Annotated in this window: 24 protein-coding genes; 8 read left to right on the forward strand and 16 right to left on the reverse strand. The window is 73.0% G+C overall.

Going from position 1 to position 23,105, the window contains the following annotated elements; genetic code table 11:
• Positions 1-306 precede the first annotated feature (306 nt).
• The 4 genes from R2E43_RS13000 to R2E43_RS13015 all read left to right on the forward strand — a co-directional run bounded on the left by R2E43_RS13000 (position 307) and on the right by R2E43_RS13015 (position 4,249).
• The gene (locus tag R2E43_RS13000; protein ID WP_003973869.1) at positions 307-597 is read left to right on the forward strand and encodes a hypothetical protein; all 291 of its coding nucleotides are present in this window, start codon (positions 307-309) and stop codon (positions 595-597) included.
• 61 nt (positions 598-658) lie between these two features.
• A complete protein-coding gene (locus R2E43_RS13005; RefSeq protein WP_011030062.1) occupies positions 659-1,495 on the forward strand; it encodes a hypothetical protein in 837 nt (278 codons plus the stop codon).
• A 16-nt stretch (positions 1,496-1,511) separates the two neighbouring features.
• The gene (locus R2E43_RS13010; RefSeq protein ID WP_332056220.1) at positions 1,512-3,473 is read left to right on the forward strand and encodes a fumarate reductase/succinate dehydrogenase flavoprotein subunit; all 1,962 of its coding nucleotides are present in this window, start codon (positions 1,512-1,514) and stop codon (positions 3,471-3,473) included.
• Positions 3,470-4,249: a succinate dehydrogenase/fumarate reductase iron-sulfur subunit gene (locus R2E43_RS13015; protein WP_189283848.1), complete on the forward strand. Its 780-nt coding sequence runs from the start codon at positions 3,470-3,472 to the stop codon at positions 4,247-4,249. Before R2E43_RS13010 ends, R2E43_RS13015 begins: the two co-directional genes overlap by 4 nt.
• Here R2E43_RS13015 and R2E43_RS13020 read toward each other — a convergent pair.
• From R2E43_RS13020 to R2E43_RS13060, 9 genes are all read right to left on the reverse strand, one after another.
• Positions 4,246-5,478 (reverse strand): glycoside hydrolase family 18 protein, encoded by a 1,233-nt coding sequence (locus R2E43_RS13020; protein WP_189283847.1) that lies wholly within the window; start codon positions 5,476-5,478, stop codon positions 4,246-4,248. The two genes, R2E43_RS13015 and R2E43_RS13020, sit on opposite strands and share 4 nt — an antisense overlap.
• 241 nt (positions 5,479-5,719) lie before the next feature.
• On the reverse strand, positions 5,720-8,362 hold the full coding sequence (locus tag R2E43_RS13025; RefSeq protein WP_016327195.1) for a SpoIIE family protein phosphatase: 2,643 nt from the start codon (positions 8,360-8,362) through the stop codon (positions 5,720-5,722).
• A gap of 299 nt (positions 8,363-8,661) precedes the next feature.
• Complete coding sequence (locus R2E43_RS13030) at positions 8,662-9,129, reverse strand: ATP-binding protein (protein WP_332056221.1); 468 nt, start codon at positions 9,127-9,129, stop codon at positions 8,662-8,664.
• A 38-nt stretch (positions 9,130-9,167) separates the two neighbouring features.
• Complete coding sequence (locus R2E43_RS13035) at positions 9,168-9,602, reverse strand: (deoxy)nucleoside triphosphate pyrophosphohydrolase (protein ID WP_003973876.1); 435 nt, start codon at positions 9,600-9,602, stop codon at positions 9,168-9,170.
• A 90-nt stretch (positions 9,603-9,692) separates the two neighbouring features.
• Entirely contained in the window at positions 9,693-9,884 is a 192-nt protein-coding gene (locus R2E43_RS13040) for an SPOR domain-containing protein (protein WP_332056222.1), read from the reverse strand.
• Between the two features lie 445 nt (positions 9,885-10,329).
• Positions 10,330-11,082 carry a GntR family transcriptional regulator gene (locus tag R2E43_RS13045; RefSeq protein WP_003973878.1) on the reverse strand — a complete coding sequence of 251 codons (753 nt, stop codon included), beginning with the start codon at positions 11,080-11,082 and terminating at the stop codon, positions 10,330-10,332.
• A 147-nt stretch (positions 11,083-11,229) separates the two neighbouring features.
• Positions 11,230-12,360: a DUF4190 domain-containing protein gene (locus R2E43_RS13050; RefSeq protein WP_408649111.1), complete on the reverse strand. Its 1,131-nt coding sequence runs from the start codon at positions 12,358-12,360 to the stop codon at positions 11,230-11,232.
• Between the two features lie 109 nt (positions 12,361-12,469).
• Entirely contained in the window at positions 12,470-12,868 is a 399-nt protein-coding gene (locus tag R2E43_RS13055; RefSeq protein WP_234328685.1) for a YrdB family protein, read from the reverse strand.
• A gap of 99 nt (positions 12,869-12,967) precedes the next feature.
• Positions 12,968-13,798 carry an oxidoreductase gene (locus R2E43_RS13060; protein WP_011030055.1) on the reverse strand — a complete coding sequence of 277 codons (831 nt, stop codon included), beginning with the start codon at positions 13,796-13,798 and terminating at the stop codon, positions 12,968-12,970.
• 94 nt (positions 13,799-13,892) lie between these two features.
• Here R2E43_RS13060 and R2E43_RS13065 point away from each other — a divergent pair, with 94 nt between their 5' ends.
• Positions 13,893-14,822, forward strand: a complete 930-nt coding sequence (locus R2E43_RS13065) for a LysR family transcriptional regulator (RefSeq protein ID WP_030869542.1) — start codon at positions 13,893-13,895, stop codon at positions 14,820-14,822.
• A gap of 180 nt (positions 14,823-15,002) precedes the next feature.
• On the opposite strand, the gene R2E43_RS13070 is transcribed toward R2E43_RS13065, so the two are convergent.
• A complete protein-coding gene (locus R2E43_RS13070) occupies positions 15,003-15,575 on the reverse strand; it encodes a helix-turn-helix domain-containing protein (protein WP_011030053.1) in 573 nt (190 codons plus the stop codon).
• 134 nt (positions 15,576-15,709) lie between these two features.
• Between R2E43_RS13070 and R2E43_RS13075 the strand changes: the two genes are divergently transcribed.
• The gene (locus R2E43_RS13075) at positions 15,710-16,336 is read left to right on the forward strand and encodes an SAM-dependent methyltransferase (protein ID WP_030869545.1); all 627 of its coding nucleotides are present in this window, start codon (positions 15,710-15,712) and stop codon (positions 16,334-16,336) included.
• A 53-nt stretch (positions 16,337-16,389) separates the two neighbouring features.
• A complete protein-coding gene (locus R2E43_RS13080) occupies positions 16,390-16,887 on the forward strand; it encodes a DinB family protein (protein WP_011030051.1) in 498 nt (165 codons plus the stop codon).
• An 18-nt stretch (positions 16,888-16,905) separates the two neighbouring features.
• On the opposite strand, the gene actVB is transcribed toward R2E43_RS13080, so the two are convergent.
• Genes actVB through R2E43_RS13110 form a run of 6 tightly spaced genes read right to left on the reverse strand, consistent with a single transcriptional unit; the run spans position 16,906 to position 22,196 of the window.
• A complete protein-coding gene (gene actVB, locus R2E43_RS13085) occupies positions 16,906-17,439 on the reverse strand; it encodes an actinorhodin polyketide dimerase ActVB (RefSeq protein ID WP_003973886.1) in 534 nt (177 codons plus the stop codon).
• Between the two features lie 11 nt (positions 17,440-17,450).
• A complete protein-coding gene (locus tag R2E43_RS13090; RefSeq protein WP_003973887.1) occupies positions 17,451-18,344 on the reverse strand; it encodes an MBL fold metallo-hydrolase in 894 nt (297 codons plus the stop codon).
• On the reverse strand, positions 18,341-19,291 hold the full coding sequence (locus R2E43_RS13095) for an aromatase/cyclase (protein WP_003973888.1): 951 nt from the start codon (positions 19,289-19,291) through the stop codon (positions 18,341-18,343). Before R2E43_RS13095 ends, R2E43_RS13090 begins: the two co-directional genes overlap by 4 nt.
• Entirely contained in the window at positions 19,288-19,548 is a 261-nt protein-coding gene (locus tag R2E43_RS13100; RefSeq protein WP_003973889.1) for an acyl carrier protein, read from the reverse strand. The genes R2E43_RS13095 and R2E43_RS13100 overlap by 4 nt, the downstream gene beginning before the upstream one ends.
• Before the next feature lie 24 nt (positions 19,549-19,572).
• Complete coding sequence (locus tag R2E43_RS13105; protein WP_011030048.1) at positions 19,573-20,796, reverse strand: ketosynthase chain-length factor; 1,224 nt, start codon at positions 20,794-20,796, stop codon at positions 19,573-19,575.
• Positions 20,793-22,196, reverse strand: coding sequence for a beta-ketoacyl-[acyl-carrier-protein] synthase family protein (locus R2E43_RS13110; RefSeq protein WP_003973891.1), 1,404 nt, complete (start codon positions 22,194-22,196; stop codon positions 20,793-20,795). The genes R2E43_RS13105 and R2E43_RS13110 overlap by 4 nt, the downstream gene beginning before the upstream one ends.
• Before the next feature lie 80 nt (positions 22,197-22,276).
• Here R2E43_RS13110 and R2E43_RS13115 point away from each other — a divergent pair, with 80 nt between their 5' ends.
• Entirely contained in the window at positions 22,277-23,062 is a 786-nt protein-coding gene (locus R2E43_RS13115; protein ID WP_003973892.1) for a 3-oxoacyl-ACP reductase, read from the forward strand.
• The last annotated feature ends 43 nt before the right edge of the window (positions 23,063-23,105 follow it).

Genomic DNA, 23,105 nt, shown 5'->3' on the forward strand with positions numbered 1-23,105 from the left:
AGGCCGCGTTCGCTGCGTTGTGCCGTATTTGCCGTATGTGCGGTATTCAAGTTGATCATTTGTATCCGGACGGGGATGCGGCCACTGAAGGGGAAACGGTTCCGCCACGCTCGGAGACACGGCGACGACGGTGCGTAAGGTCACCCGTGCGGCGCAATGCCGCCCGCGGTGCACCGACGCGCCCCGGCCAATCGCTGCACATCCCTTCCCAGCGACTGGTGTGACGCGCGACACTCTCAGGCGCATGAACGTAGCCCCCCAAGGCCGGCGGCCCACTGCCGTGTCCGACGGAAGCGAGGTCACGTCTTGTCCGTGCACGACGATCTGTCATCGGTGCAGCGCAGCCTGGACGAACTGTCCCGGACGGTGACCCGGCTGGAACAGCAGCTGGGCAGCGGCGACCTGGAAGTCCGCCGGGTCCGCACCGACGCCGACCACCTGCGCGAGAGCGTCGCGCTGCTGCGGGCGGCGACTGCCGCGCCTCAGGCGCCCAGGCGTCCGGACCTCGTCCCGATCCCCGACACGCCGTACGACGGCTCCCTGTGGACGGACTCGGACGACGAGGGTCTCGGCGCCCGCGACCGGCGCGCCCCCTAGGGCCTGCTCCGGGGACTCGAGAAAGGCCCTCAACCCGACCCGACCCGACCGGAGCCGCCCAGTGGCCACTGGTACCGAACCGCCAGCCACCGAAGACCGTCCCCCGGGCGGTGGCGTCCACACCCCGACGCGTGCCGCCATCCGCGCCCGGCACCTGCGCACCGACCGCTGGTGGCTGGCACCGGCCGCCACCGCCGCGGGCCTGCTGGCCTTCGTCGTCTACTCGACCTGGCGGGCCTTCGCGAACGCCGACTACTACGCGGCCCCGTACGTCTCGCCCTTCTACTCCCCGTGTCTGGCGGAGAACTGCGAGCCGATGCGCTCGGGGCCCAACTGGGAGCTCTTCGGCACCTGGTGGGGCATCTCCCCCGCGATCATCATCCTGATCTTCCCGCTCGGCTTCCGCCTGACCTGCTACTACTACCGCAAGGCCTACTACCGGGGCTTCTGGGCCTCCCCGCCGGCCTGCGCGGTGGCCGAGCCGCACCGCAAGTACACCGGCGAGACCCGCTTCCCGCTGATCCTGCAGAACGTCCACCGGTACTTCTTCTACGCGGCGCTCCTGGTCGCGGGCATCCTCAGCTACGACACCGTGCTCGCCTTCCGCGACGAGCACTACGCCTGGGGCCACATGGGGCTCGGCACCCTGGTCTTCCTCGCCAACATCGCGCTGATCTGGGCGTACACCCTGTCCTGCCACTCCTGCCGGCACATCGTCGGGGGCAAGCTCAAGCACTTCTCGCGGCATCCCGTGCGCTACCGGATGTGGCAGCTGGTCGGCCGGCTCAACGCCCGGCACATGCAGCTGGCCTGGGCGTCCCTGGTGAGCGTGGCGCTCGCCGACTTCTACGTGTACCTGGTCGCGTCCGGTGTCTTCGACGATCCGCGCTTCTTCTGACGAGTGAGGCCTTCTGATGTCCGTGGTCGACCGGCAGGAATGGGACGTCGTCGTGGTGGGCGCGGGCGGTGCCGGGCTGCGCGCCGCCGTCGAGGCCCGCGAGCGGGGCGCCCGTACGGCCGTGATCTGCAAGTCGCTGTTCGGCAAGGCGCACACGGTGATGGCCGAGGGCGGCATCGCCGCCTCCATGGGCAACGTCAACTCCGGGGACAACTGGCAGGTCCACTTCCGCGACACCATGCGCGGCGGCAAGTTCCTCAACCAGTGGCGGATGGCCGAGCTGCACGCCCAGGAGGCCCCGCAACGGGTGTGGGAGCTGGAGACCTGGGGCGCGCTGTTCGACCGGACGAAGGACGGCCGGATCTCGCAGCGCAACTTCGGCGGCCACGAGTACCCGCGCCTCGCCCACGTCGGCGACCGCACGGGCCTGGAGCTGATCCGCACCCTCCAGCAGAAGATCGTCTCGCTCCAGCAGGAGGACTTCCGCGAGACCGGGGACCACGAGTCCCGGCTGAAGGTCTTCCAGGAGTGCACGGTCACCCGCGTGCTCCAGGAGGACCGGAAGGTCTCGGGGGTCTTCGGCTACGAGCGCGAGAGCGGCCGCTTCTTCGTCCTCCAGGCGCCCTCGGTGGTGATCGCGACGGGCGGCATCGGCAAGTCGTTCAAGGTGACGTCGAACTCGTGGGAGTACACCGGCGACGGCCACGCCCTGGCGCTGCTGGCCGGGGCGCCGCTGCTCAACATGGAGTTCGTGCAGTTCCACCCGACGGGCATGGTCTGGCCGCCCTCGGTGAAGGGCATCCTCGTCACCGAGTCGGTGCGCGGCGACGGCGGGGTACTGAGGAACTCCGAGGGCAGGCGGTTCATGTTCGACTACGTCCCGGACGTCTTCAAGGAGAAGTACGCCGAGTCGGAGGCCGAGGGCGACCGCTGGTACGACGACCCGGACCACAACCGGCGCCCGCCCGAACTCCTCCCCCGCGACGAGGTCGCCCGCGCGATCAACGCCGAGGTGAAGGAGGGCCGGGGCTCACCGCACGGCGGCGTCTTCCTCGACGTGTCGACCCGGATGCCCGCCGAGGTGATCAGGCGCCGGCTGCCCTCGATGTACCACCAGTTCAAGGAGCTGGCGGACGTGGACATCACGGCGGAGGCGATGGAGGTCGGGCCGACCTGCCACTACGTGATGGGCGGCATCGCCGTGGACTCCGACACCGCCGCCGCCCGCGGGGTGCCGGGACTGTTCGCGGCCGGTGAGGTGGCGGGCGGCATGCACGGCTCCAACCGGCTGGGCGGCAACTCGCTGTCCGACCTGCTGGTGTTCGGGCGCCGGGCGGGCCGGTACGCGGCCGAGTACGCGGCGGGGCGGACGGCGGAGGGCACCCGCGCCCGGGTCGACGACGCCCAGGTCGACGCGGCCGCCGCGGAGGCCCTGCGGCCCTTCTCCGCCGAGGCGCAGGAGCCCGACGCGGGCCCGCCGGAGAACCCGTACACCCTCCATCAGGAACTCCAGCAGACCATGAACGACCTGGTGGGGATCATCCGCCGGGAGGCGGAGATGAAACAGGCCCTGGAGAAGCTGGCGGAGCTGCGGGTGCGCGCCCGCCGGGCCGGGGTGGAGGGGCACCGGCAGTTCAACCCGGGCTGGCACCTCGCCCTGGATCTGCGCAACATGCTGCTGGTCAGCGAGTGCGTGGCGCGGGCCGCGCTGGAGCGCACCGAGTCGCGCGGCGGGCACACCCGCGAGGACCATCCGTCGATGGACCGGCGCTGGCGCCCGGCCAACCTGCTCTGCTCGCTGGCCGACCCGGCGGGCGGGGCGGCGGGCGATCCCGCGGCGACGGACCCGGAGCGCGGCCGGATCGCCCTGGAGCGGCAGACCACCGAGCCCATCCGGCCCGACCTGCTCGCCCTCTTCGACAAGGAGGAGCTGGTGAAGTACCTCGCCGACGAGGAACTGGAGGGCCGGTCCGAATGAGCGGTTACGAGGCCCGCTTCAAGGTGTGGCGCGGTGACGTGGAGGGCGGTGGCCTCGAGGACTTCACGGTCGAGGTGAACGACGGCGAGGTGGTCCTCGACATCATCCACCGCCTCCAGGCCACCCAGGCCCCCGACCTCGCGGTGCGCTGGAACTGCAAGGCGGGCAAGTGCGGTTCGTGCTCGGCCGAGATCAACGGGCGGCCGCGGCTGCTGTGCATGACCCGCATGTCCGTGTTCAGCCGCGAGGAGACGATCACCGTCACGCCGCTGCGCGCCTTCCCGGTGATCCGGGACCTGGTGACGGACGTCGGCTTCAACTACACCAAGGCCCGCGAGGTCCCGGCCTTCGTGCCGCCCGCCGACCTCGGTCCCGGCGAGTACCGGATGATGCAGGAGGACGTGGACCGCTCGCAGGAGTTCCGCAAGTGCATCGAGTGCTTCCTGTGCCAGGACACCTGCCATGTCGTGCGGGACCACGAGGAGAACAAGCCCGCCTTCGCGGGCCCGCGCTTCCTCATGCGCGTCGCCGAGTTGGACATGCACCCGCTGGACGCCGCCGGTGACACCGGCCTGGACCGCTCGCGCACGGCCCAGGACGAGCACGGCCTCGGCTTCTGCAACATCACCAAGTGCTGCACGGAGGTGTGCCCGGAGGGCATCAGGATCACGGACAACGCGCTGATCCCGTTGAAGGAGCGGGCCGTCGACCGCAAGTACGACCCGCTGGTCTGGCTGGGCGCGAAGATCGGCCGCCGGTCCCGGGACACCCCCTAGCGCACCCAGCCGTCCCGGTACGACGCCCAGTCCTGCTCCGTCGCCGCGAAGTCGATGTACGCGGCGACGCCGAACCTCTCCCGGTCGGCGTCCGTGCGGGACAGGCCGAGGCGGACGCCGCGGACGGCGGCGGCGACGGTCTCCGCGTGGTTCCAGTGGCCGAAGCGGTTCTCGTGGTAGAAGGGCAGGCCCATCAGGAGGTGGGTCGTCGGCGGGGTGACCTCCAGGGCCAGCGAGGTCTGCTGGGCGACGTAGCCGCCGTACAGGCTCTCCAGCGGCTGCATCGTGTCGTACGACATGACGGCGATCTGGTCGACGCGGCGGGCGACCTGGCCGAAGAACTCCTGCGACCACCACTTGGGGTGTCCGGCGACCGTGCCCCAGAAGGAGTGGAAGCCGGGCAGCGGGTCGATCTGGTGGGCGGCGACGGAGAGCTGCGCGTCACGGGCGCGGGTGACGGCGCGGACGTCGTCCAGGAGCGAGAGGTAGTCGCCGTCGCCCGAGTGCAGCGGTTCCAGGTCGAGGTGGACTCCGTCGTAACCGACGTCCAGGACCTGGCGGGCCGAGTCGACGACGGCGGCGCGGGTGGCGGGCTTCTCCAGGCGCATGCCGTCGGGGCTCTCGGTGGCGAGGACGTCGCCGAGGAAGGCCTGGACGCGGACGCCGGGCAGCTCGCGGTGCACGGCGTCCACCAGCCAGCGGGCCTTGGGGTAGAGGGACTTCGGCAGCGTGCCGTCGTGCTCCATCGGGCCGGTGTGGACGTACAGGTCGCGGATGCCGGTCGCCTTGCCCCGGCGGGCGAAGGCGGCGAGGTCCGCGTCGTCCTTACGGCCGTCGACCCACGCGTGGCCGAGCCACATCGCGTCGCGGTTTCTGGTGTAAGTGCCGTCGGCGGGGTCGCCCGTGTAGTTGACGCGGAGGGCTGTCTCGGCGGTGAGGAGGGGGACGAGCAGGACCAGGAGGACGGCTATGGCCGTCCGGCGGATGCGGGTACGGCGGCGTGTTCGTCGGGTCGCCTCGGCTTCGCCTTCGGCGTCCCGGTTCCCACCCGCACCGCCTGTGCCGCTTTCGTCGTCGGATGCGGGTGGCCCCGGTGGCCCGTCCTCGCCGTCGGCGGCTTTCGGTTCGGTGCTTCCCGGTTCGGTGCTTCCCGGTTCGGTGCTTCTCAGTTCGGTGTTTCCCGGTTCGGTGCTTCTCAGTTCGGTGTTTCCCGGTTCCGTGTCGGCCACGGTGTCCCCTCCCTGTGGTCCGTCTCCGGTCGCGGTGACCGGTCGCCGCGCTTACGCTCCGAGCGTGGTGCCAGCGGGGACGACTCGAACCGGTGTTCCGGTTGCGGTGAGGGGTGCGCGGCGGTGATCTCCGTCGATCTGGTGCCGCCCCTGGTCACGGCCGGGGCAGCCCTGCTGCTGGCCGGATGCGGCCGGGTGCGCCGTATCCGGCGGGCCCGGACCCGTACGACGCCGGGCCGGGTCAGAACAGGCTCAGCAAGGCCTCCGCGGGGTCCGTGAGCTGGGTGTCGGCGCCCGGCAGGGGCAGTTCGAACCAGACCGTCTTGCCGCGCGGCGTACGGCGAGAGCCCCAGGCCGCGCTGAGCAGGCCGACCAGTTGCAGACCGCGGCCGCCCTCGTCGGTGTCCCGGGCGCGGCGGCGACGCGGCTGGACCAGGCCGGAGTCCCACACCTCGCACACCAGGGTGCGGTCGAGCAGGAGGCGGAGCCTGATCTCGCCCTCGCCGTACCTGAGCGCGTTGGTGACCAGCTCGCTGACGAGCAGTTCGGTGGTGTCGACCAGCGGCTCCATGTCCCAGGCCAGCAGCTGGGCGCGGGCGTACTCGCGGGCCCGGCCGACGCTGCGCGGCTCGCGCGGCAGGGTCCAGTCGCCGACGCTGTCGGCGGGCAGGCCCTGGACGCGGGCCATCAGCAGCGCGATGTCGTCCTCGCCGTGGTGGCTGTCGAGGGTGTTGAGGACCTGGTCGCAGACGTCCTCCAGGGGCTGGGTGGGGTCCGTGAGGGCGCCCACGAAGGCCTGGAGGCCCTCGTCGAGGGGGTGGTCGCGGCTCTCGACCAGGCCGTCGGTGTAGAGGGCGAGCAGGGCGCCCTCGGGCAGTTCGACCTCCACCTCCTCGAAGGGCTCCCCGCCAACGCCGAGCGGCAGCCCGGGCGGCACGTCCAGCATCAGCGCGGACTCGCCGGGCTCGACCAGGACGGGCGGCAGGTGGCCCGCGTTGGCGAAGGTGCAGCGCCTGGTCACCGAGTCGTAGACGGCGTACACGCAGGTTGCCAGGTAGACCTCGGACAGGTCGGCCTCGCGGGGGCGGCGGGCGGCCCGGGTGGCCTGCTGGACGCCCCCGGGAGCGCCGAGGCCGCGCGCGATCTCGTCCAGCTGGGAGAGCACCTCGGCCGGTTCGATGTCGAGCTGGGCCAGGGTGCGTACGGCGGTGCGCAGTTCGCCCATCGCGACGGCGGCTCGCAGACCGCGGCCCATGACGTCGCCGACGACCAGCGCGGTGCGGTGCCCGGGGAGTTCGATCACGTCGAACCAGTCGCCGCCGACCTCGCTGGCCCGGCCGGTGGCCGCCTCGCCGGGCAGGTAGCGGCAGGCGATGTCGAGTCCGGAGGCCTCCGGGTCGCCGGGCGGGAGCAGGGAGCGTTGCAGTATCAGCGCGCGTTCGTGCTCGCGCCGGTAGAGCCGGGCGTTGTCGATGCAGACGGCGGCGCGCGCGGCCAGTTCCACGGCGAGGTCGCGGTCGCGGTCGCCGAACGGCTCGCTGCCCTTGGTACGGGCGAACTGGACGAGTCCGACGACCGTGTCGTGGGCGACCATCGGCACGGCGAGCGTGGACTGCACCAGACCGCCGTCCTCGGCGGGGACGCTGCGCGGCCGCGCGGTGCGCAGGGCGTCGGCGCAGGGCGAGTTGAACGGGTAGTGGTGGACGGCGCCGAGCTTGACCCGCTCGCCGGTGCCCAGGAACGGGGCGTCGGAGACGGCACTGGAGAAGGCGACGCGGCGCAGTTCCGCGCTGCCGTCGGCGAGTCCCGGCGGGGTCTCGTCGCCGACCAGCAGGCCCTGGTAGAGGTCGACGGTGGCCAGGTCGCAGAAGCCGGGGACGACGACGTCGAGGAGTTCGCGGGCGGTGGTCTCCAGGTCGAGGGAGTTGCCGATGCGGGCGCCGGCCTCGTTGAGGAGGGCGAGGTTGCGCCGGGCGTTGGCGGCCTCGCGGGCGGCCTGGCGGCGGGCGGTGATGTCGGTGCCGAGCCAGGCGACGCCGATGGGCCGGCCGGAACCGCTGTGCACGCGGTAGAGGTTGACGGACCAGTGGCGGCGCTCCTCCGAGCCCGGCACGAAGCCCGTGACGTGCATGTCCGTGATGGAGTCGCCGGTCTCCAGGACCCGGCGCAGGGTCGCGCAGACCCGGTCGGCCTCGGCGCGCGGCAGGTAGTCGTGGACGCCCTTGCCGCGGTGGTCGTCGGGGGTGCCGCCGAAGATGGAGGCGAACCGCTGGTTGGCGCGGCGCACCGTCAGGTCGGGGTCGATGAGCAGGAACCCGAACGGAGACTGGCCGAAAATGGCCTGCGACGCGGCGAGATCCGTCTCGATGCTGCGCAGGACACGGACGTCGACGACGATGCAGACGGCGGCCTTCTCCCCGTCCTCCGTGCGCGTCGGCATGACGTACACCTCGGCGAGTCCGCGCTGTCCGGGCCGGCCGCCGGTGGGCGCGCCGTCGGTGGGCCGGCCGCTCGCGTGCCGCGCCGTCCCCTCGGCCTCGTCCGGTGCCCGGAAGGGGACCACTCCGGTCCATTCCCGGCCGTCGAGGATCTCGGTCATCTTGCGCTGGCCGCGCTCCCGCAGGTCGGGGTCGATGAAGGCCTCGATGGGGTCGCTGCCCACGGCGTCCTCGGCCCGGATGCCGAGCAGTTGCTCCGCACGCAGGCTCCACTGGTCGACGAGTCCGTCGGGGCCGATGGAGAAGGAGGCGACCTTGATGTAGTCGTAGATGGAGCCGGGCGGGCTGCTCTGCCACACCGCGTCACCGAGTGGCGCGTCTGCCGACGGGCCCCCGGACTCCGTGGACTCCGTGGGCTCCTTGGCCCTCGCTGGTATCTCGCTCACGCGAACCGTCCCCTCCAGCTCACCGCATCCGGCACCGGTCACCGGAGGCGGCTGCCCGCAGTATCCAGCACTACGGCGCCGCACGACACGGTGTTCACGATCACAGCACGGTCCCGATGGTTTTCGGTCCGGACCGCGACAACACTTCCAGTCTTCTAACCAGCGGACACGGCATCGAATCACGCAGTTCCACAACTGCCACTGGCCTGAACCGGTTGGCGACCCGGACCAGGGGCGATACCGGGGCATTCGGAGCGTCGGCCGATGCGCCGGCGACCGTGCGTCACGGGACCGTCGCGCTAGCGCGGCAGGGCGAGTTCGAACCACACGGTCTTGCCCGCCTCCCCGGGACGGGTGCCCCAGCGCCGTGCGGCGGAGGCCACCAACTGCAGACCCCGGCCGTCCTCGTCGTCGGGGCGGGCGACGCGCTCGCGGGGCGGGTCCGGCAGCGGGTCGGAGACCTCCACCAGCAGGACACCGTCGCCTCCGGCGCCTCCGGCGGCTGGGGCGGCCGGGGCGGCCGGGGCGGGGCCGCGCACCAGGCGGACGCCGATGGGGCCGGTCGCGTGCCGCAGGGCGTTGGTGACCAGCTCGCTGACCAGCAGGGCGGCGATGTCCCCGACACTGTCGAGCCGCCACTCGCCCAGGGTGCGGCGGACCAGGGAGCGGGCGGTGCGCACGGCGTCCGGCGCCGCGGGAAAGACCCACTCGGCACAGTCGCCCTCGCCGTCCTTCACGCCGATCACTTCCCCGGCCGACGACCCCATCGATGCCCGTTTTCATGGGGTTAATGGGCACATACCCTTTATCCGGGCCCGGTACCGTTCCTCCCGGTGCCCGCCTCGAGTCCCAGGTGTGCGAGCACCCGCTCGACGGCCGGTACGTCCTGGTCGAGCCAGGGCACGTCCCAGATCTGGCCGGGGGTCAGCCAGCGCAGCTCGTCGTGGTCCTCCAGTGGCGCGGGGGCCGCGGAGCCGGGGCGCAGGCGGGCGGTCCACACCTGGAGGACGAAGGGGGCCCGCAAGGGCCACTGCCCGGGGACGCGCCCACCGGCCTCGGCCGCCACCCCGAGTTCCTCGCGCAGTTCGCGTACGAGCGCCGCCTCGGGCGTCTCGCCCGGCTCGACCTTGCCGCCGGGCAGCTCCCACCGTCCGGCCAGTTCGGCGGGTGCGCTGCGGCGCGCGGCGAGCAGGCGCCCGCCGTCGAGCAGGGCGGCGCCCACCACGATCCGTTCCGTCATGCGCCGGAGCCTACGGCCTGCCCGGCCGGGCGGGTCCGCGGTGAGCCGGTCCGCGGTGAGCCGGTCCGCGGTGGGTCAGTCCGCGGTGGGTCAGTCCCCCGCGCCCGCGCCGGGCGCGGCGAGTTTCTCGACCCAGTAGAGCTGCTTGTGGCCGCGACCGTCGAGGGTGTCCGCGATCTCCTGGGCCTCCGCCCGGGTGGCGTACCTGCCCACGCGATAGCGATTGCCGTTGTCGTCCTGCCGGAAGACCAGCCAGGGAAGAGTGACCGTGCTGTCGTTCATCGCGCCCCTCCGCTTCCCGTTCCCGCCGCCCGCGGCACCCGCCGCGCCCCGCCCGCCAAGGAAACCGCAATCCGCATATGCCCGAGCCTACGCCCAACCTTCACGGAGCGAACACGGCTTTGCACAAAGAGGTACGCAACCAGCCAGAACGCAGGGGGCGCACGACGCGGAACGCGCCGTCTCCACACACCGATGCCTCCGGTCACAGGCGTGCCGGGCAGCGGGGAAGCGACCTGGGGGAACGACCGGATTCCGGCGCCGGGCGAACGACGCCGCGGGCCCCGGCGGATGCGTGAGCGGGGGAACGGGACACGGGAGGCGCACGACTGGCGTGCGCCATCTCACACCGCCGTCCCGCCCCGCCGTCTCACCCCGCCGCCCCGCATCGCGGCAGAGCCCCCGAACACTCCCGGCCACGGCCCTGCTTGAGAGGCTGCCCGACGGGCTACCTGACGGGCAGGTGGTACGCCACCCGGTAGCGGTCGGCCGGGACGACCACGTCGGCGGTCTCCACGGCACGCCCCGAGGCGTAGAACGTGCGCTGGACGACCAGCACCACGTGTCCCGGAACGCCGCCCAGGGCGAGCAACTCCTCGGCGAGGCCGGGACGGGCGCCGACCTCCTCGGTGACGTTGTCGACGACGACGTCGATGGCGGCCATCCGCTCCACGACACCCATGCCGCCGAGCGGCCCCTCCTCGGGCAGCATCACCGGGGTGCGGCCGGTCAGGTCCAGCGGCTCCCAGGAGGTGGAGAGCATGACGGCCTCACCGGCCTCCCGGAAGACGTACCGCGTGCACATCACCCGGTCACCGGGCTTGATCCCGAGCCGCTCGGCCACGGCACCGCTCGCCTCGGCCTGCTCGCTGCGCGACTCCCAGGTGCCGCGTGCGTCCCCGTCGGCCTGCTCCTGGCGGAAGGGCGTGGCCCCGCCGGCCGGCCGGTATCCGGAGCGGGCGACGCGCCGCGGGACGGGCCGCTCGCGCACGTAGGTGCCGGAACCGGAGCGGCCCTCGACCAGGCCCTCGGCCATCAGCACCTTGCGGGCCTCCAGGGCGACGGTGTCCGAGACCCCGTACTCCTCGCGGATCCGCGCCTGGGACGGGAGGCGGGTATGGGGCGGCAGCAGGCCGTCGGCGATCTTCTTGCGGAGATCACCCGCGACACGCAGATACGCCGGCTGCTCACCGAATGTCACTGGCCGCTCCCATCAGGTTGTACAGACAGCAACAGCGTGGCAACCGTAGGTTGGCCCAGGCAAGCAAAGGCCAAAGAATCACTCGATGTGATGACTTGCGCCGCCCGAGGGCTTTACGCAGGCACTTTCTCCCCGCTATGGCCGCTGTCACACCTCCACGCCGGGGTCGTCTCCCCCGCCCTCGCCGCCCTCGTAGTCCGGCGGCGTGGTGGCCAGGCCCAGAGCCTTGCGTGCGGTGACCGTGCTGTCGGCGACGACGAGGTCGTAGCCCTTGCCGTAGTGCTCGTAGTACGCGTCGAGGTCGGCGGCCTTAGCCGCCAGGCCCCACTCCTCCTGCGCCGACCGCAGGTCGTCGGTCAGCGCGGCGACCGGGCGCTCGGCGCCGGCGGGCCACTCGTGCCCGTCCAGCATCGCGACCTCGCCCCTGAGCGCCTCCGAGACCTGCCCGGCCCAGGTCCGGTAGCCCGCGAGGTCGTCCTCGACCGCCTCCGCCGCGGGCACCTCGTCCATGGCCCGGTTCAGGTAGCCCTCCGCGAGCAGGTAGGTGTGCTGGTCCGCGTCGAACCGCGCGCCGTCGTTGCGCAGCGAGCCGGTCAGCGTGCCCCGCTCGTCCGTGTTGCCGAACAGGCAGGTGATCTCGCGGTCGCCGGTCCGCCAGCTCGCGGCGGTCGGGGTCAGGTAGTACACGTCGACGTCGGTCGGCAGTGCCCACCGGTCCATCGCGTAGGCGTCCTGGAGGGCGTAGCACCGGTCGTCGGCGGCCCGCGTGATCTCCCCGTCGCCCGGGTAGGAACCGTCCGGCAGGTCGAAGGAGGCGAAGACCTCGCCGTCGTGCTCCCGCGCGCAGGGCACCTCGTCGACGTCGTACGTCACCCCTTGGAGGGAGCCGCTGGGGGTGGTGAAGCACTGGCCCTTCTCCAGGGAGTAGGCGGTGCCCCCGCCGCGCGCGGCGTCCCGGAAGCCGTCCCAGAAGTCGCCCGCGGCGCCCGTCGACAGCGTCAGCGTCCACAGGGCCAGCCCCACGGAGGCCAGCACGCAGCCGGCCACCGCGAACCCCTTGCCGCGTTCGCCCCGCCTGCGGATCCGGGCCAGCGCGACCAGCCCGAGGACCAGTCCGACTGCCGGCAGGAAGCACAGGACGCCGAGGATGAACGCGGCGACGGCGAGCCCGCTCACGGGAGCCGGCCGGGGGTACGGCGCGAGGGGGTGCCCCCACTGCGGAGCGTACGGACCCTGGGGGTACTGCCCTTGGGGCCCCGGCGGTGGCGGTATCGACACGAGTACCGTGCTCCTGTTCGAGAGGGTGGTGCGGCGACGGGTGCGGCCTCGCGCATCGTAAGCGCGGTCCGCGCGGGGGGCGGTGCGCGGGTCGCGGGCGCGCCGGGCGTCACTGCTTCCACAACCGTCTGAGCACCGCGTTGACCAGGCAGACCCCGGCGAGGGCGGCCGCCCACCACGGTCTCCCGGAGGCGGCCAGGGCGGCCGCACCGGCACCGAACCAGAGCACCTCCAGGACGAACCGCCCGGCCCCGCGCGCCGGACGGCGGGCGCGCGGCGACCCGAACAGCGCCCACGCCGCCATCATCACGACCGGCGCGCCCACCCCCAGGGCCACCTCGACCGGCCATGTGCCGCCGACGGCGACCCCCCAGAGCACGACCGCCGTGTACACCGCGAGTTCCAGCAGGAACATCACCAGCAGGTTGACGGCCTTCAGGGACGAGAGCACGGCGGACTCCTGGTTCGGCACGGACGCGGGCACGGGCACGGGCATGGGCATGGGCATGGGCACGGGCACGATCGGGCACGGTCGGGTGCAGTCGGGCACAGTCGGGTGCGGTCGGGTGCGGGCACCGAAGGTGCCGAACCGACACCCCGCTGCCCCTCAGTCGTCGAACGCCGTGGCCCGGGTCTGCTTCTCCCAGGTCTCGACCTCCTCGCGGACCCGGTCGAGGTGGCCGAGGACCGCGGTGACGCCGTCGTCGCCCAGCGGCAGGCGCAGCGGAGTGTGCTCGGCCGCGAGGGCCGCGCGGATGACCGCGGCCGCCCTGGCGGGGTCGCCGGGCTGGCTGCCGTCGCCCGCGGCGATCATCCCGCGGGTCTCGCCGACCTTGGCGTACACGCCGCTGTCGGCGCTGATCCCGGCGTTCCCGGCCTCGAACAGGCCGGTGCGGAAGGAGCCCGGCTCGACGATCAGCACCTTGATGCCGAAGTCCCGGACCTCGTCCGCGAGCCCCTCGGACATGCCCTCCAGGGCGAACTTCGTGCCGCTGTACGCGGAGAAGCCCGCGAAGGACATCTGCCCGCCCATGCTGCTCATCTGCACGATCGCGCCCGAACGCCGCTCCCGCATGGACGGCAGTACCGCGCGCGTCAGCGCGGCCGGGCCGAAGACGTGCACGTCGAACAGCGCCCGCAGTTCGTCCTCGCCGGTCTCCTCGAGGGCACCGACGTGTGTGCGGCCCGCGTTGTTGACCAATACGTCCACCCTGCCGTGCCGCGCCACCACGTCCCGTACGGCGTCCCCGGCGGCGGCCGTGTCGGCGACGTCCAGGCGCAGCGCCTCCATCTGGTCCGGGTGCGCGGCCACGAGGTCGTCCAGCGCCTCGGGGCGCCGAGCCGCGCCGACCACGACGTCGCCGTCGGCCAGGGCCGCCTCGGCGATCGCCCGCCCGAAGCCGCTGCTCGCCCCGGTGATCAGCCACACCTTGTTCATCCCGACTCCCTCGGTTTCCTCTGTCGCCTTGTTCCGACGCCAACCACCCTCGTCCACAAGCCGGTTGCCGGTCCAAGACCCGCGGTGATAACCCATGGGCATGACGACGGACGTACATGTGCGGGAGCTGCGCTACTTCGCGACGGTGGCCGAGGAGCTGCACTTCACGCGGGCGGCCGAACTCCTGTACGTGTCACAGCCCGCGCTGAGCAAGCAGATCCGGGCCCTGGAACGGCAGTTGGGCGCCGAGCTGTTCCACCGCGGCCCCCGGGGCGTGACCCTCACCGAGGCGGGCACGGCCCTGCTGCCGCACGCCCGGCGGATGCTGGCCGACTGGACCGAGGGCGCGGCGGCGGTGGAGGCGGCCCGTGCGGCCCGGCGCGACACCCTCGTCGTCGGCATGAGCACCAGCCCCGGCCGCGGCGGGCTGCTCCCGGCGATCCGCTCCCGCTTCACCGCGGCCCACCCGGAGGCGGTCCTGCAGCTGCGGCAGATGAGCTGGGAGGACCCGACCGCGGGCCTGGCCGACGGCACGGCCGACGTCGCGTACGTCTGGCTGCCGCTGCCCGACGCCGACCGCTACGCCTGGACGGTGGTCGCCGAGGAGCCCCGCCTGGTCGCCCTCCCCGACAGCCACCCCCTCGCCGCCCGCGAGGAGACCGACTTCGCCGACCTGGCCGGCGAGCCGTTCCTCGCCCTGCCCCCGGAGGCGGGCGTCCTGCGCGACTTCTGGCTGGCGCTGGACGAACGGCGCGCACTCGACGGCCCCGCCGCCCGTCCGCCGCGCGTCGGCGCCGAGATCTCCGGCACGGAGGAGACGTACGAGGCCCTGGTCGCCGGGCTCGGCATCTGCCTGGTGGCCACGGGCAACGCCCCTCTGATCACCCTGGGCGGAGTGGTCACCCGCCCGGTCCGCGGCCTGTCCCCCAGCCGCTACGCCCTGGCCCGGCGCCGCGAGGACGAGGGGCGGGCACTGGTGCGCGGGTACGTGGAGGCCTGCCGCCGGGTGACGGACCGGGCGTGACGCCGGGCGACGGACCGGGCGGGCTGCCGAGGCGACGCACGGACGTGACGCCGGGCGACGCGCGGACGCGACGCCCCCTCAGGACTGTCGCGCGGGCACTCCGCCGACCGGTCCGGCGTCGCCTCGGCCGCCTCGCGCGCCCAGCCGACCCGCTCGGCGACATCGTCGGGCAGGAAGCCCTCAGCCGCTGTGCACATGGGCCCGCACGCCCTGCAGCCCGAACAGGACGAGGAGTTCGACCGCGCCGCCGTCGGCGCTGCCCAGCCAGTGCGGCAGCGACGTGTCGAACTCGGCCGCCTCACCGGGCGACAGCGTCAGGTCGCGCTCGCCGACCAGCAACCGCAGACGGCCGCTGAGCACGTACAGCCACTCGGACCCCTCGTGGGTCTGCGGGGTCGGTTCGAGCGGCGCCGGACGGCTCGGGATGATCATTTTGAAGGCCTGGGTGCCGCCCGGCCGCCGGGACAGCGGCACGAAGACCATCCCGAAGCGCCTGACCGGCTTCAGGTGGATGCGGGGGTCGCCCGTGCGCGGGGCGCCGACGAGGTCGTCCAGGGGGACGTCGTAGATCCGGGCGAGCGGCAGCAGCAGCTCCAGGGTCGCGCGGCGCTGCCCGCTCTCCAGCCGGGACAGGGTGCTCTCCGACACCCCGGTCGCCGCCGAGAGGTGGGCGAGGGTGATGCCGCGCTCGCGGCGCAGCGTGCGCAGGCGTGGGCCCACGGCGTCGAGCACGTCGTCCGTTGCGGCGTCCATCGGGCCACCTTGCCACAACCGCAAGTTTTCGTGCCGGTTCGGGCGGAGGGTGTCGAGACTGGTCGCATCGACGGCTCGCGGCGCGTTGCCCGACTCGTCGCCCGCCGCCGGCCGAACCGACTGAAGGAGTTCCGATGAGCACCACCGACGCGGTCACGTTCTGGGACGGCGTGTACGCCGCCCGCCCGGCGCCCGACGCGCCCCGCCCGAACGTCCGCCTGGTCGAGACGGTCACCGGCCTGCCGCCCGGCGACGCCCTGGACCTGGGGTGCGGCAGCGGCGGCGACGCGCTGTGGCTCGCCCGGCGGGGATGGCGGGTCACGGCCGTGGACATCTCCGGGGTCGCGACCGAGCGGCTCGCGGGGCACGCACGGGCCCACGGCCTCGGCGACCTGGTCGACGCCGTGCGGCACGACCTGCGCGACTCCTTCCCCGAGGGCCGGTTCGACCTGGTCAGCACGCACTACCTCCACACGCCCTTCGACCTGGACCGCGCGTCGGTCCTGCGCGGGGCCGCGCACGCGCTGCGCCCGGGCGGGCGGCTGCTGGTCGTCGACCACGGCTCGACGGCGCCGTGGTCGTGGGACCAGGACCCCGACGCGCGCCACCCGGCCCCGCAGGAGGTCGCGGCGGACCTCGCCCTGGACCCGGCGACGTGGCGGGTCGAACGGGCCGAGGCGCCACGCCGGACCGCGACCGGCCCGGGCGGGCGCACCGCCGAGGTCGTCGACCACGTCCTGCTCGTCCGCCGCGCGGACTGACGGGCCCCGCGCCCGCGGCCCGCCCGCCCCACACCTTCCGGAGGCCGGTCACCATGCCCACCACCCCCCGCACCCACCGCCGGGACACCCCGCCGCCCCGAACCGGCGGCGGTGAGGCCGAGACCCTGCGCGGGTTCCTCGACTACCTGCGGACCTCTATCGCCGGCAAGGTCGAGGACGCCCCCGAACCGCAGGTCCGTACGGCGGCGGTGGCGTCCGGCACCAACCTGCTCGGGCTGCTCAACCACCTGACCCACGTCGAGCGCGCGGTCTTCCTCGGGGAGGAGGTGCGAAGCTGGCCGGCGACGTTCCGGGCCGCGTCCCAGGACGGCGTCGCCGACGTCGTCGCCCGCTACCGGGAGGCCGTCGAACGGGCGAACCGCGTGCTCGACGCCTGCACCGACCTCGGCGCACCGCTCCCCCGGCCGCGACCGGGCCGCCCCGCGCCCAGTGTCCGCTGGGCCCTCACCCACATGGTGGAGGAGACCGGCCGCCACGCCGGCCACGCCGACATCCTCCGCGAGCTGATCGACGGTGCCACGGGCCGCTGACGGCCTTCCCGGCCGGCCTCAGCCGGCATGCGCGGGCACGCCCCGCCCGGTGGCGGACGGGCAGGCACCCGCCGCCGAGCACAGGGCGGCGAACCGGCGGTCCACGTAGACCGCCGGTACCCCCTTCTCCTCGACGTGCACGGACTGGACCTCGCCGAGCAGGATGATGTGGTCGCCCGCCGGGTAGCGCTCGTGGACCGTGCACTCGACGACCGCGACCGCTCCGTCGAGCACGGTCGCTCCCCGCGCGGTACGGACGAACTCCCCGCCCGCGAACTTGTCCGCGGACTTGCGCGCGAAGCGCATGGCCAGGTCCGTGTGGTCCTCGCGCAGCACGCTCACCGCGAACTCGCCGCAACTGTCGAACACCGGGAAGGAGTTGGCCGTACGAGCCAGGCAGACCAGTGCCAGTGGCGGCTCCATCGAGACGGACACGAACGAACTGGCGGTGAAACCGTGCGGGACTCCCCCGCGGTCATGGGCGGTGACGAGCGCCACCCCGGCCGGCACCCGGGCCATGGCGTCCCGGAGCATTCCCTGGTCGGCTGCCATCTTCGAACTCCCTAGGCGAGGCAGGTGGGCAGCTGCCCACCGTTGTAGGCGACCAGCTCCGCGAAGATCTCCATGGCGTCACGCACGTGCCCGCCCAGCAGCTCCTCGTGGGCCCGGTGCAGGTTCGCGACGAGGCGCTCCGCGTCCAGCAGCCCGGCGAAGGCGCCGAGGTCCGCCCGGCGCGCGGCCTGCAACGGTGTCAGCCGGCGGTCGACCGCATCGGCGGCGAGGCGCTGGACCCAGCGCAGATAGTCCCGGTTGGCGTCGATCACCTCGGGTCCCGCCACCGGGCCGTGCCCGCCGACGACCACCTCGGGCTCCAGCTCCGCCAGCCGGTCGAGCGCGGCCAGCGTGCCGGCCACCGAACCGAAGAGGGCGAACGGGGTGACGCCCGACATGACGACGTCCCCCGCGAACAGCACCCGCTCCTCGGGCAGCCAGACCACCACGTCGTGATCGGTGTGCGCGGGGCCGACGCAGATCAGTTCGACCTGTCGCTCGCCGACGTGCAGGGTCAACCGGTCGCGGAAGGTCACGTTCGGCGGCCTCAGCTCGATCTCGCCCCAGTCGACCCGCGGCCAGAGCCCGGTGAGGGCCAGGCCGGTCGTCACCATGGCGGACCGCATGTCCTCGTGCGCGATGATCCGCGTCCCCGGCGCGAAGACCTGGTTGCCGAAGGCGTGGTCGCCGTGGAAGTGGGTGTTGACCACGGTACGGCCGGGGCCCGCGGCGAGCTTGTCGACCCACTCCGCCAGCCGCCGCGCCCTCGGGATCGTCGACAGCGTGTCGACGACGAGCGCGCCGTCGCCGCCCACCACGATGCCCGCGTTGCTGACGCACCAGCCGCCGGGGGCCTGCTCGTAGGCGTAGACACCCTCGGCGACCTCACGGACCTCGACCGTCATGACGCCGGCCCGGCGGCGGCCGCCGCGTGGCGGAGCGTGGCCCGGCTGTTGGCACCGAGCACCTCGCGCAGATGGGTACGGGCGTCCGCGACGGTCGCGCCTTTGCCCAGGACCTCTTCCACGCGGGCCGGGTCGATCGCCACGGTGTGGCGGGCGGTGACCGTGTCCTCGCCGAAGAGCCAGGCGCCGCAGTGCCCGGAGAGCAGGGCGGGCGGGACGAGCTGCTTGTACACGATGCTCCTCGCGGGGACGCAGAGCCGGATCGAACGGGTGGTGTGGGTACCGCCGTCGGTGGTCACCGTCTCCATGGTCATGTCCTGGACGGTCATGTCCCGCGTCTCGGCGGGGCCGGTACCCGCCGCCTCCTCGGTGAGCGTCACCTTCCGCACGTGCGGCAGCCGTTCCTGCCACAGGTCGCTGCGCTCGATGAAGGCGTAGGCGTCGTCCCCGGACGGCACCCGGAGCGTGTCCTCGAACGTGAAGACCAGCTCCTCGGGCGGCTGCCGGCGCTCCGCCAGCGCGACCAGCGCGGCCAGCTCCTTCCCGCTGTTCGCGTCCAGCGCCTCGCGCAGTCCCGGCAGGGCGGCTTCGTCGACCGCGGCGAAGTCGTGGGTCAGCACGACTTCGGTGCCGTCGCCGTCGCCCCGGAACTCCCAGCTCCCGCCCATCGAGGCGATGGGCGGCTGGGTGAGCTCCTGGCGGAACGTCACCCTCAGGGTGTCGGGATCCAGCGTCCGGCGGGACGTCCAGGTCTTCACCCGGCCGCCCACGCGCGCCCAGATCCGGAAGCGTTCGGTGCCCGGGCCGCGCTCCAGGACCTGTACGTGCACGGTGGGTTCGAAGACGGCCGGCCAGTCTTCGACGCGTGCGACCAGCTCGTAGAGCCGCCGCGCCGGGGCCTGGGTCCTCAGGGTGTGGACCACCCGGTGTTCTCCCGGCCGGCTCATGCCGCCTCGGCCAGTGCGCCGTTGATCAGGTCGAGCAGCTCTCGCGGCGTGTCGACGCGGCCGGCGACGTCGTCGGGTATGGACACGCCGTACCGGCTCTCGAGTCGCGCCGCGGTCTCCATCAGGGCGAGCGAGTCGTACCCGATGTCCTCGAAGCGGAGGTCGAGGAAGTCGCCGGACAGGTCCGTCCCGTCCGTCTCACCGGCGCACTCCACGAGGGCGCGGCGCAGATCGTCGGTGGTCAGCAGGGTTGCCATGGCTTTCTCCAGTTCTCGGGGTCGTTACGGGGTCGGTGCGAAACGGCGCAGGACCGCCGCCGAGTTGAAGCCCCAGCGGCCCCTGGCCAGGACCAGTGCGGTGCGCGGGGCCGTGCTGCGGGGTTCGCCGAGCACCAGGTCGATGCCGTACTCCCGGGGTACGGACGTCACGCCCGCGGTCGGCGCGATCACCCCTTCGCGCAGGGACATCAGGGCGGTGACCACGTCGAGCGGGCCGCCGCCGGAGTAGAGGCGGCCCGTCGTCGTCTTGGGGACGGTGACGGGCACCCCTTCGCGGCCGAACACCCGGCCGATCGCCCGGGCCTCGGCGGCGTCCAGCTCGGGCACGCCCGCGCCGTCGGCGAACACGACGTCGACGTCCTCGGGACCGGTCCCGGCGTCGTTCAGCGCCAGCCGGATCGCGCGTTCCAGGCCCGCGGGCCGTCCGGATCCGGGGGCGGGGTCGAAGGTGGAGGCGCAGCCGGCGAGTTCGCCGTACGCGTCGTGCCGGCCGCGGGCCTCGGCCGCGGCGCTGTCCTCCAGGACGAGGATGGCCCCGCCCTCGCCCGGAACGTAGCCGGCCGCCCGCTCGTCGAAGGGCAGATACGCCCGGTCCGGATCGGTGGCCGTGCTGATCCGGCCACTGGCGATCTGCGAGACCCAGCCCCACGGGTCGAGTGCCGAGTCCACCCCGCCGGAGACCACCAGCGGCGTGCCGCGGCGGATCGTACGGCGGGCGTGGCCCAGGGCGTCCAGGCCCCCGGCCTGCTCGGCGACCAGGGCACTGCTCGGACCGCGCATACCGTGCCGGATGGAGATCTGGCCGGTGTTCACCGCGTAGAACCAGGCGAAGGACTCGTACACGCTGACCGACTTGGGGCCCTCGGACCACAGCTTGCGGAACTCCCGGTGGGTGAAGTCGAACCCACCGCAGGCGTTGGCGGTCACCACGCCCATGTCGTAGTCGGTCAGCGACTCCGGGTCCGCCTTCGCGTCCTGGAGGGCCCAGTCCGCGGCGGTCAGCGCGAGCCGTGTGGAGGGGTCCGTCTGCGGCAGCAACCGGCCCGGGATGTGGTCCGGCGCGTGGAAGTCGTCGATCTGGCCGGCGAGGGTCGCCGGGTACCGGCTCACGTCGAAGCGGGTGACCGGGCCGAGGCCGTGGCGGCCGTCCAGCACCGCCGACCAGTACGGCGCCAGGCCGAGGCCGTTGGGTGCGACGACGCCGACTCCGGTGATGAGGACGCTCATGCGGCCGCCCCCGCGGTCTCGGCGTCGCGCAGCACCATCGCGCTCTGGAAGCCGCCGAAGCCGCTGCCCACGGTGAGTACGGACCGCAGCTTCCGCTCCCTGGCCTCCAGCGGAACGTAGTCGAGATCGCACTCGGGGTCGCTGGTGCGCAGGTTGGCGGTCGGGGGCACCACGCCGTGTTCGAGGGCGAGTACGCAGGCCGCGATCTCCAGCGAGCCGATCGCGCCCAGCGAGTGGCCGACCATCGACTTGATCGAGCTGACCGGAGTGCGCCGGGCGTGTTCGCCGAGGGCGCGCTTGTACGCCGCTGTCTCGTGGCGGTCGTTCTGCCGGGTGCCGGAGCCGTGCGCGTTGATGTAGTCGATGTCCGTCGCGTCCGTGCGGGACTCGTCGAGGGCGACCCGGATGGTCTCGGCCATCTCGCGGCCGTCGGCCTTCAGGCCCGTCATGTGGTACGCGTTGCAGCGCGTCGCGTACCCCGAGATCTCGGCGTGGATGCGGGCTCCGCGGGCCAGCGCGCTGTCGTAGTCCTCCAGGACGAACATCGCGGCTCCTTCGGCCAGCACGAAGCCGTCGCGCGTACCGTCGAACGGCCGCGAGGCGTGCTCCGGGTCGTCGTTGCGCGCCGTCGTGGCGCGGATCGCGTCGAAGCAGGCGACGACGATCGGGGTGATCGGGGTGTCGGCGGCTCCCGCGAACATCACGTCGGCGCTGCCCTCCTCGATCGCCCGGACCGCGTTGCCGACGGAGTCCAGGCCCGAGGTGCAGCCGGTGGAGACCATCGTGACCGGGCCCTCGGCGCCGACCGCCCAGGCGACCTCGGCCGGCATGACGCTGGGCACCAGGTAGTCGAACATGTGCCGGGACAGCCAGGCCGCGTCGACCTCCCAGTCACGGCCGGAGTCCGACAGCAGCAGATACTCGCGCTCCAGGCTGGTCGCCGCTGCCACCGCGCTGCCGAGGCTGACCCCGACCCGGGCGGGGTCGAGGGTGTCCGGGTCGAGCCCGCTGGCGGCGAACGCCTCCCGGGCACAGGCCACGGCGAACTGCGAGGCCCGGTCCATCCGGTCGAGCTCCCGCGGGCCGAAGCCCTCGGCGACCGGGTCGAAGTCGGCCTCCGCCGCGACCTGTGAACGGTAGGGCGAGGGGTCGAAGAACGAGATCCGGCGCGTCGCCGTCCGCCCCGAGGTGAGCAGTTCCCAGAACTGCCGGGTGCCGTTCCCGCCGGGGGCGCGGACGCCGACGCCCGTGATGACGACTCTGCGCTTCAATCCGAACAGCTCCTTCGATGCGTTCGTCCGGTGGTCGTCGTCATCGTCGGCCCCGTGGCTCGAAGGAGGCTCGAAGGCCGATACGGGACCCCTCGATGCCGGATCCACCGGCGCCGCGTCCAGCGGCACCCCATCTCCCTTCGACCGCCGCTCGAGCCGGGCGCCCAAAGCTGAGCGCGTGAGGGACCACGAGGCAGGGAGGGGAACACATGGCCACGCAGGACTCCGAAGTCGCACTGGTGACGGGTGCGACCAGCGGAATCGGGCTGGAGATCGCCCGCAGGCTCGGTAAGGAGGGGTTGCGCGTGTTCGTCTGCGCGCGCGGCGAAGAAGGACTGCGGACGACGCTGAAGGAGTTGCGGGAGGCGGGCGTGGAGGCGGACGGGCGGACCTGCGACGTCCGCTCGGTCCCGGAGATCGAGGCTCTCGTGGCGGCGGTGGTCGAGCGTTACGGTCCGGTCGACGTGCTGGTGAACAACGCGGGCCGGCCCGGCGGCGGCGCCACGGCCGAACTCGCCGACGAACTCTGGCTCGATGTCGTGGAGACCAACCTCACCGGCGTGTTCCGGGTGACCAAACAGGTCCTCAAGGCGGGCGGCATGCTCGAACGGGGCACGGGCCGAATCGTCAACATCGCCTCGACCGGCGGAAAGCAGGGTGTGGTGCACGCCGCGCCCTACTCCGCCTCGAAGCACGGCGTGGTCGGCTTCACCAAGGCGCTCGGTCTCGAACTGGCGAGGACCGGCATCACGGTGAACGCCGTCTGCCCCGGATTCGTCGAGACGCCGATGGCCGCGTCCGTGCGCGAGCACTACTCGGACATCTGGGAGGTGTCGACCGAGGAGGCCTTCGACCGGATCACCGCGCGCGTGCCGATCGGCCGGTACGTGCAGCCGTCCGAGGTGGCGGAGATGGTGGCGTACCTGATCGGGCCCGGTGCGGCCGCGGTCACCGCGCAGGCGCTGAACGTCTGCGGCGGGCTGGGGAACTACTGACGCCGGCCGGTCCGTGAACGCGGTGGAGCCCCTCGCAGGCTGC

Source organism: Streptomyces violaceoruber (assembly GCF_033406955.1).
GTDB classification, from domain to species: Bacteria; Actinomycetota; Actinomycetes; order Streptomycetales; family Streptomycetaceae; genus Streptomyces; species Streptomyces violaceoruber.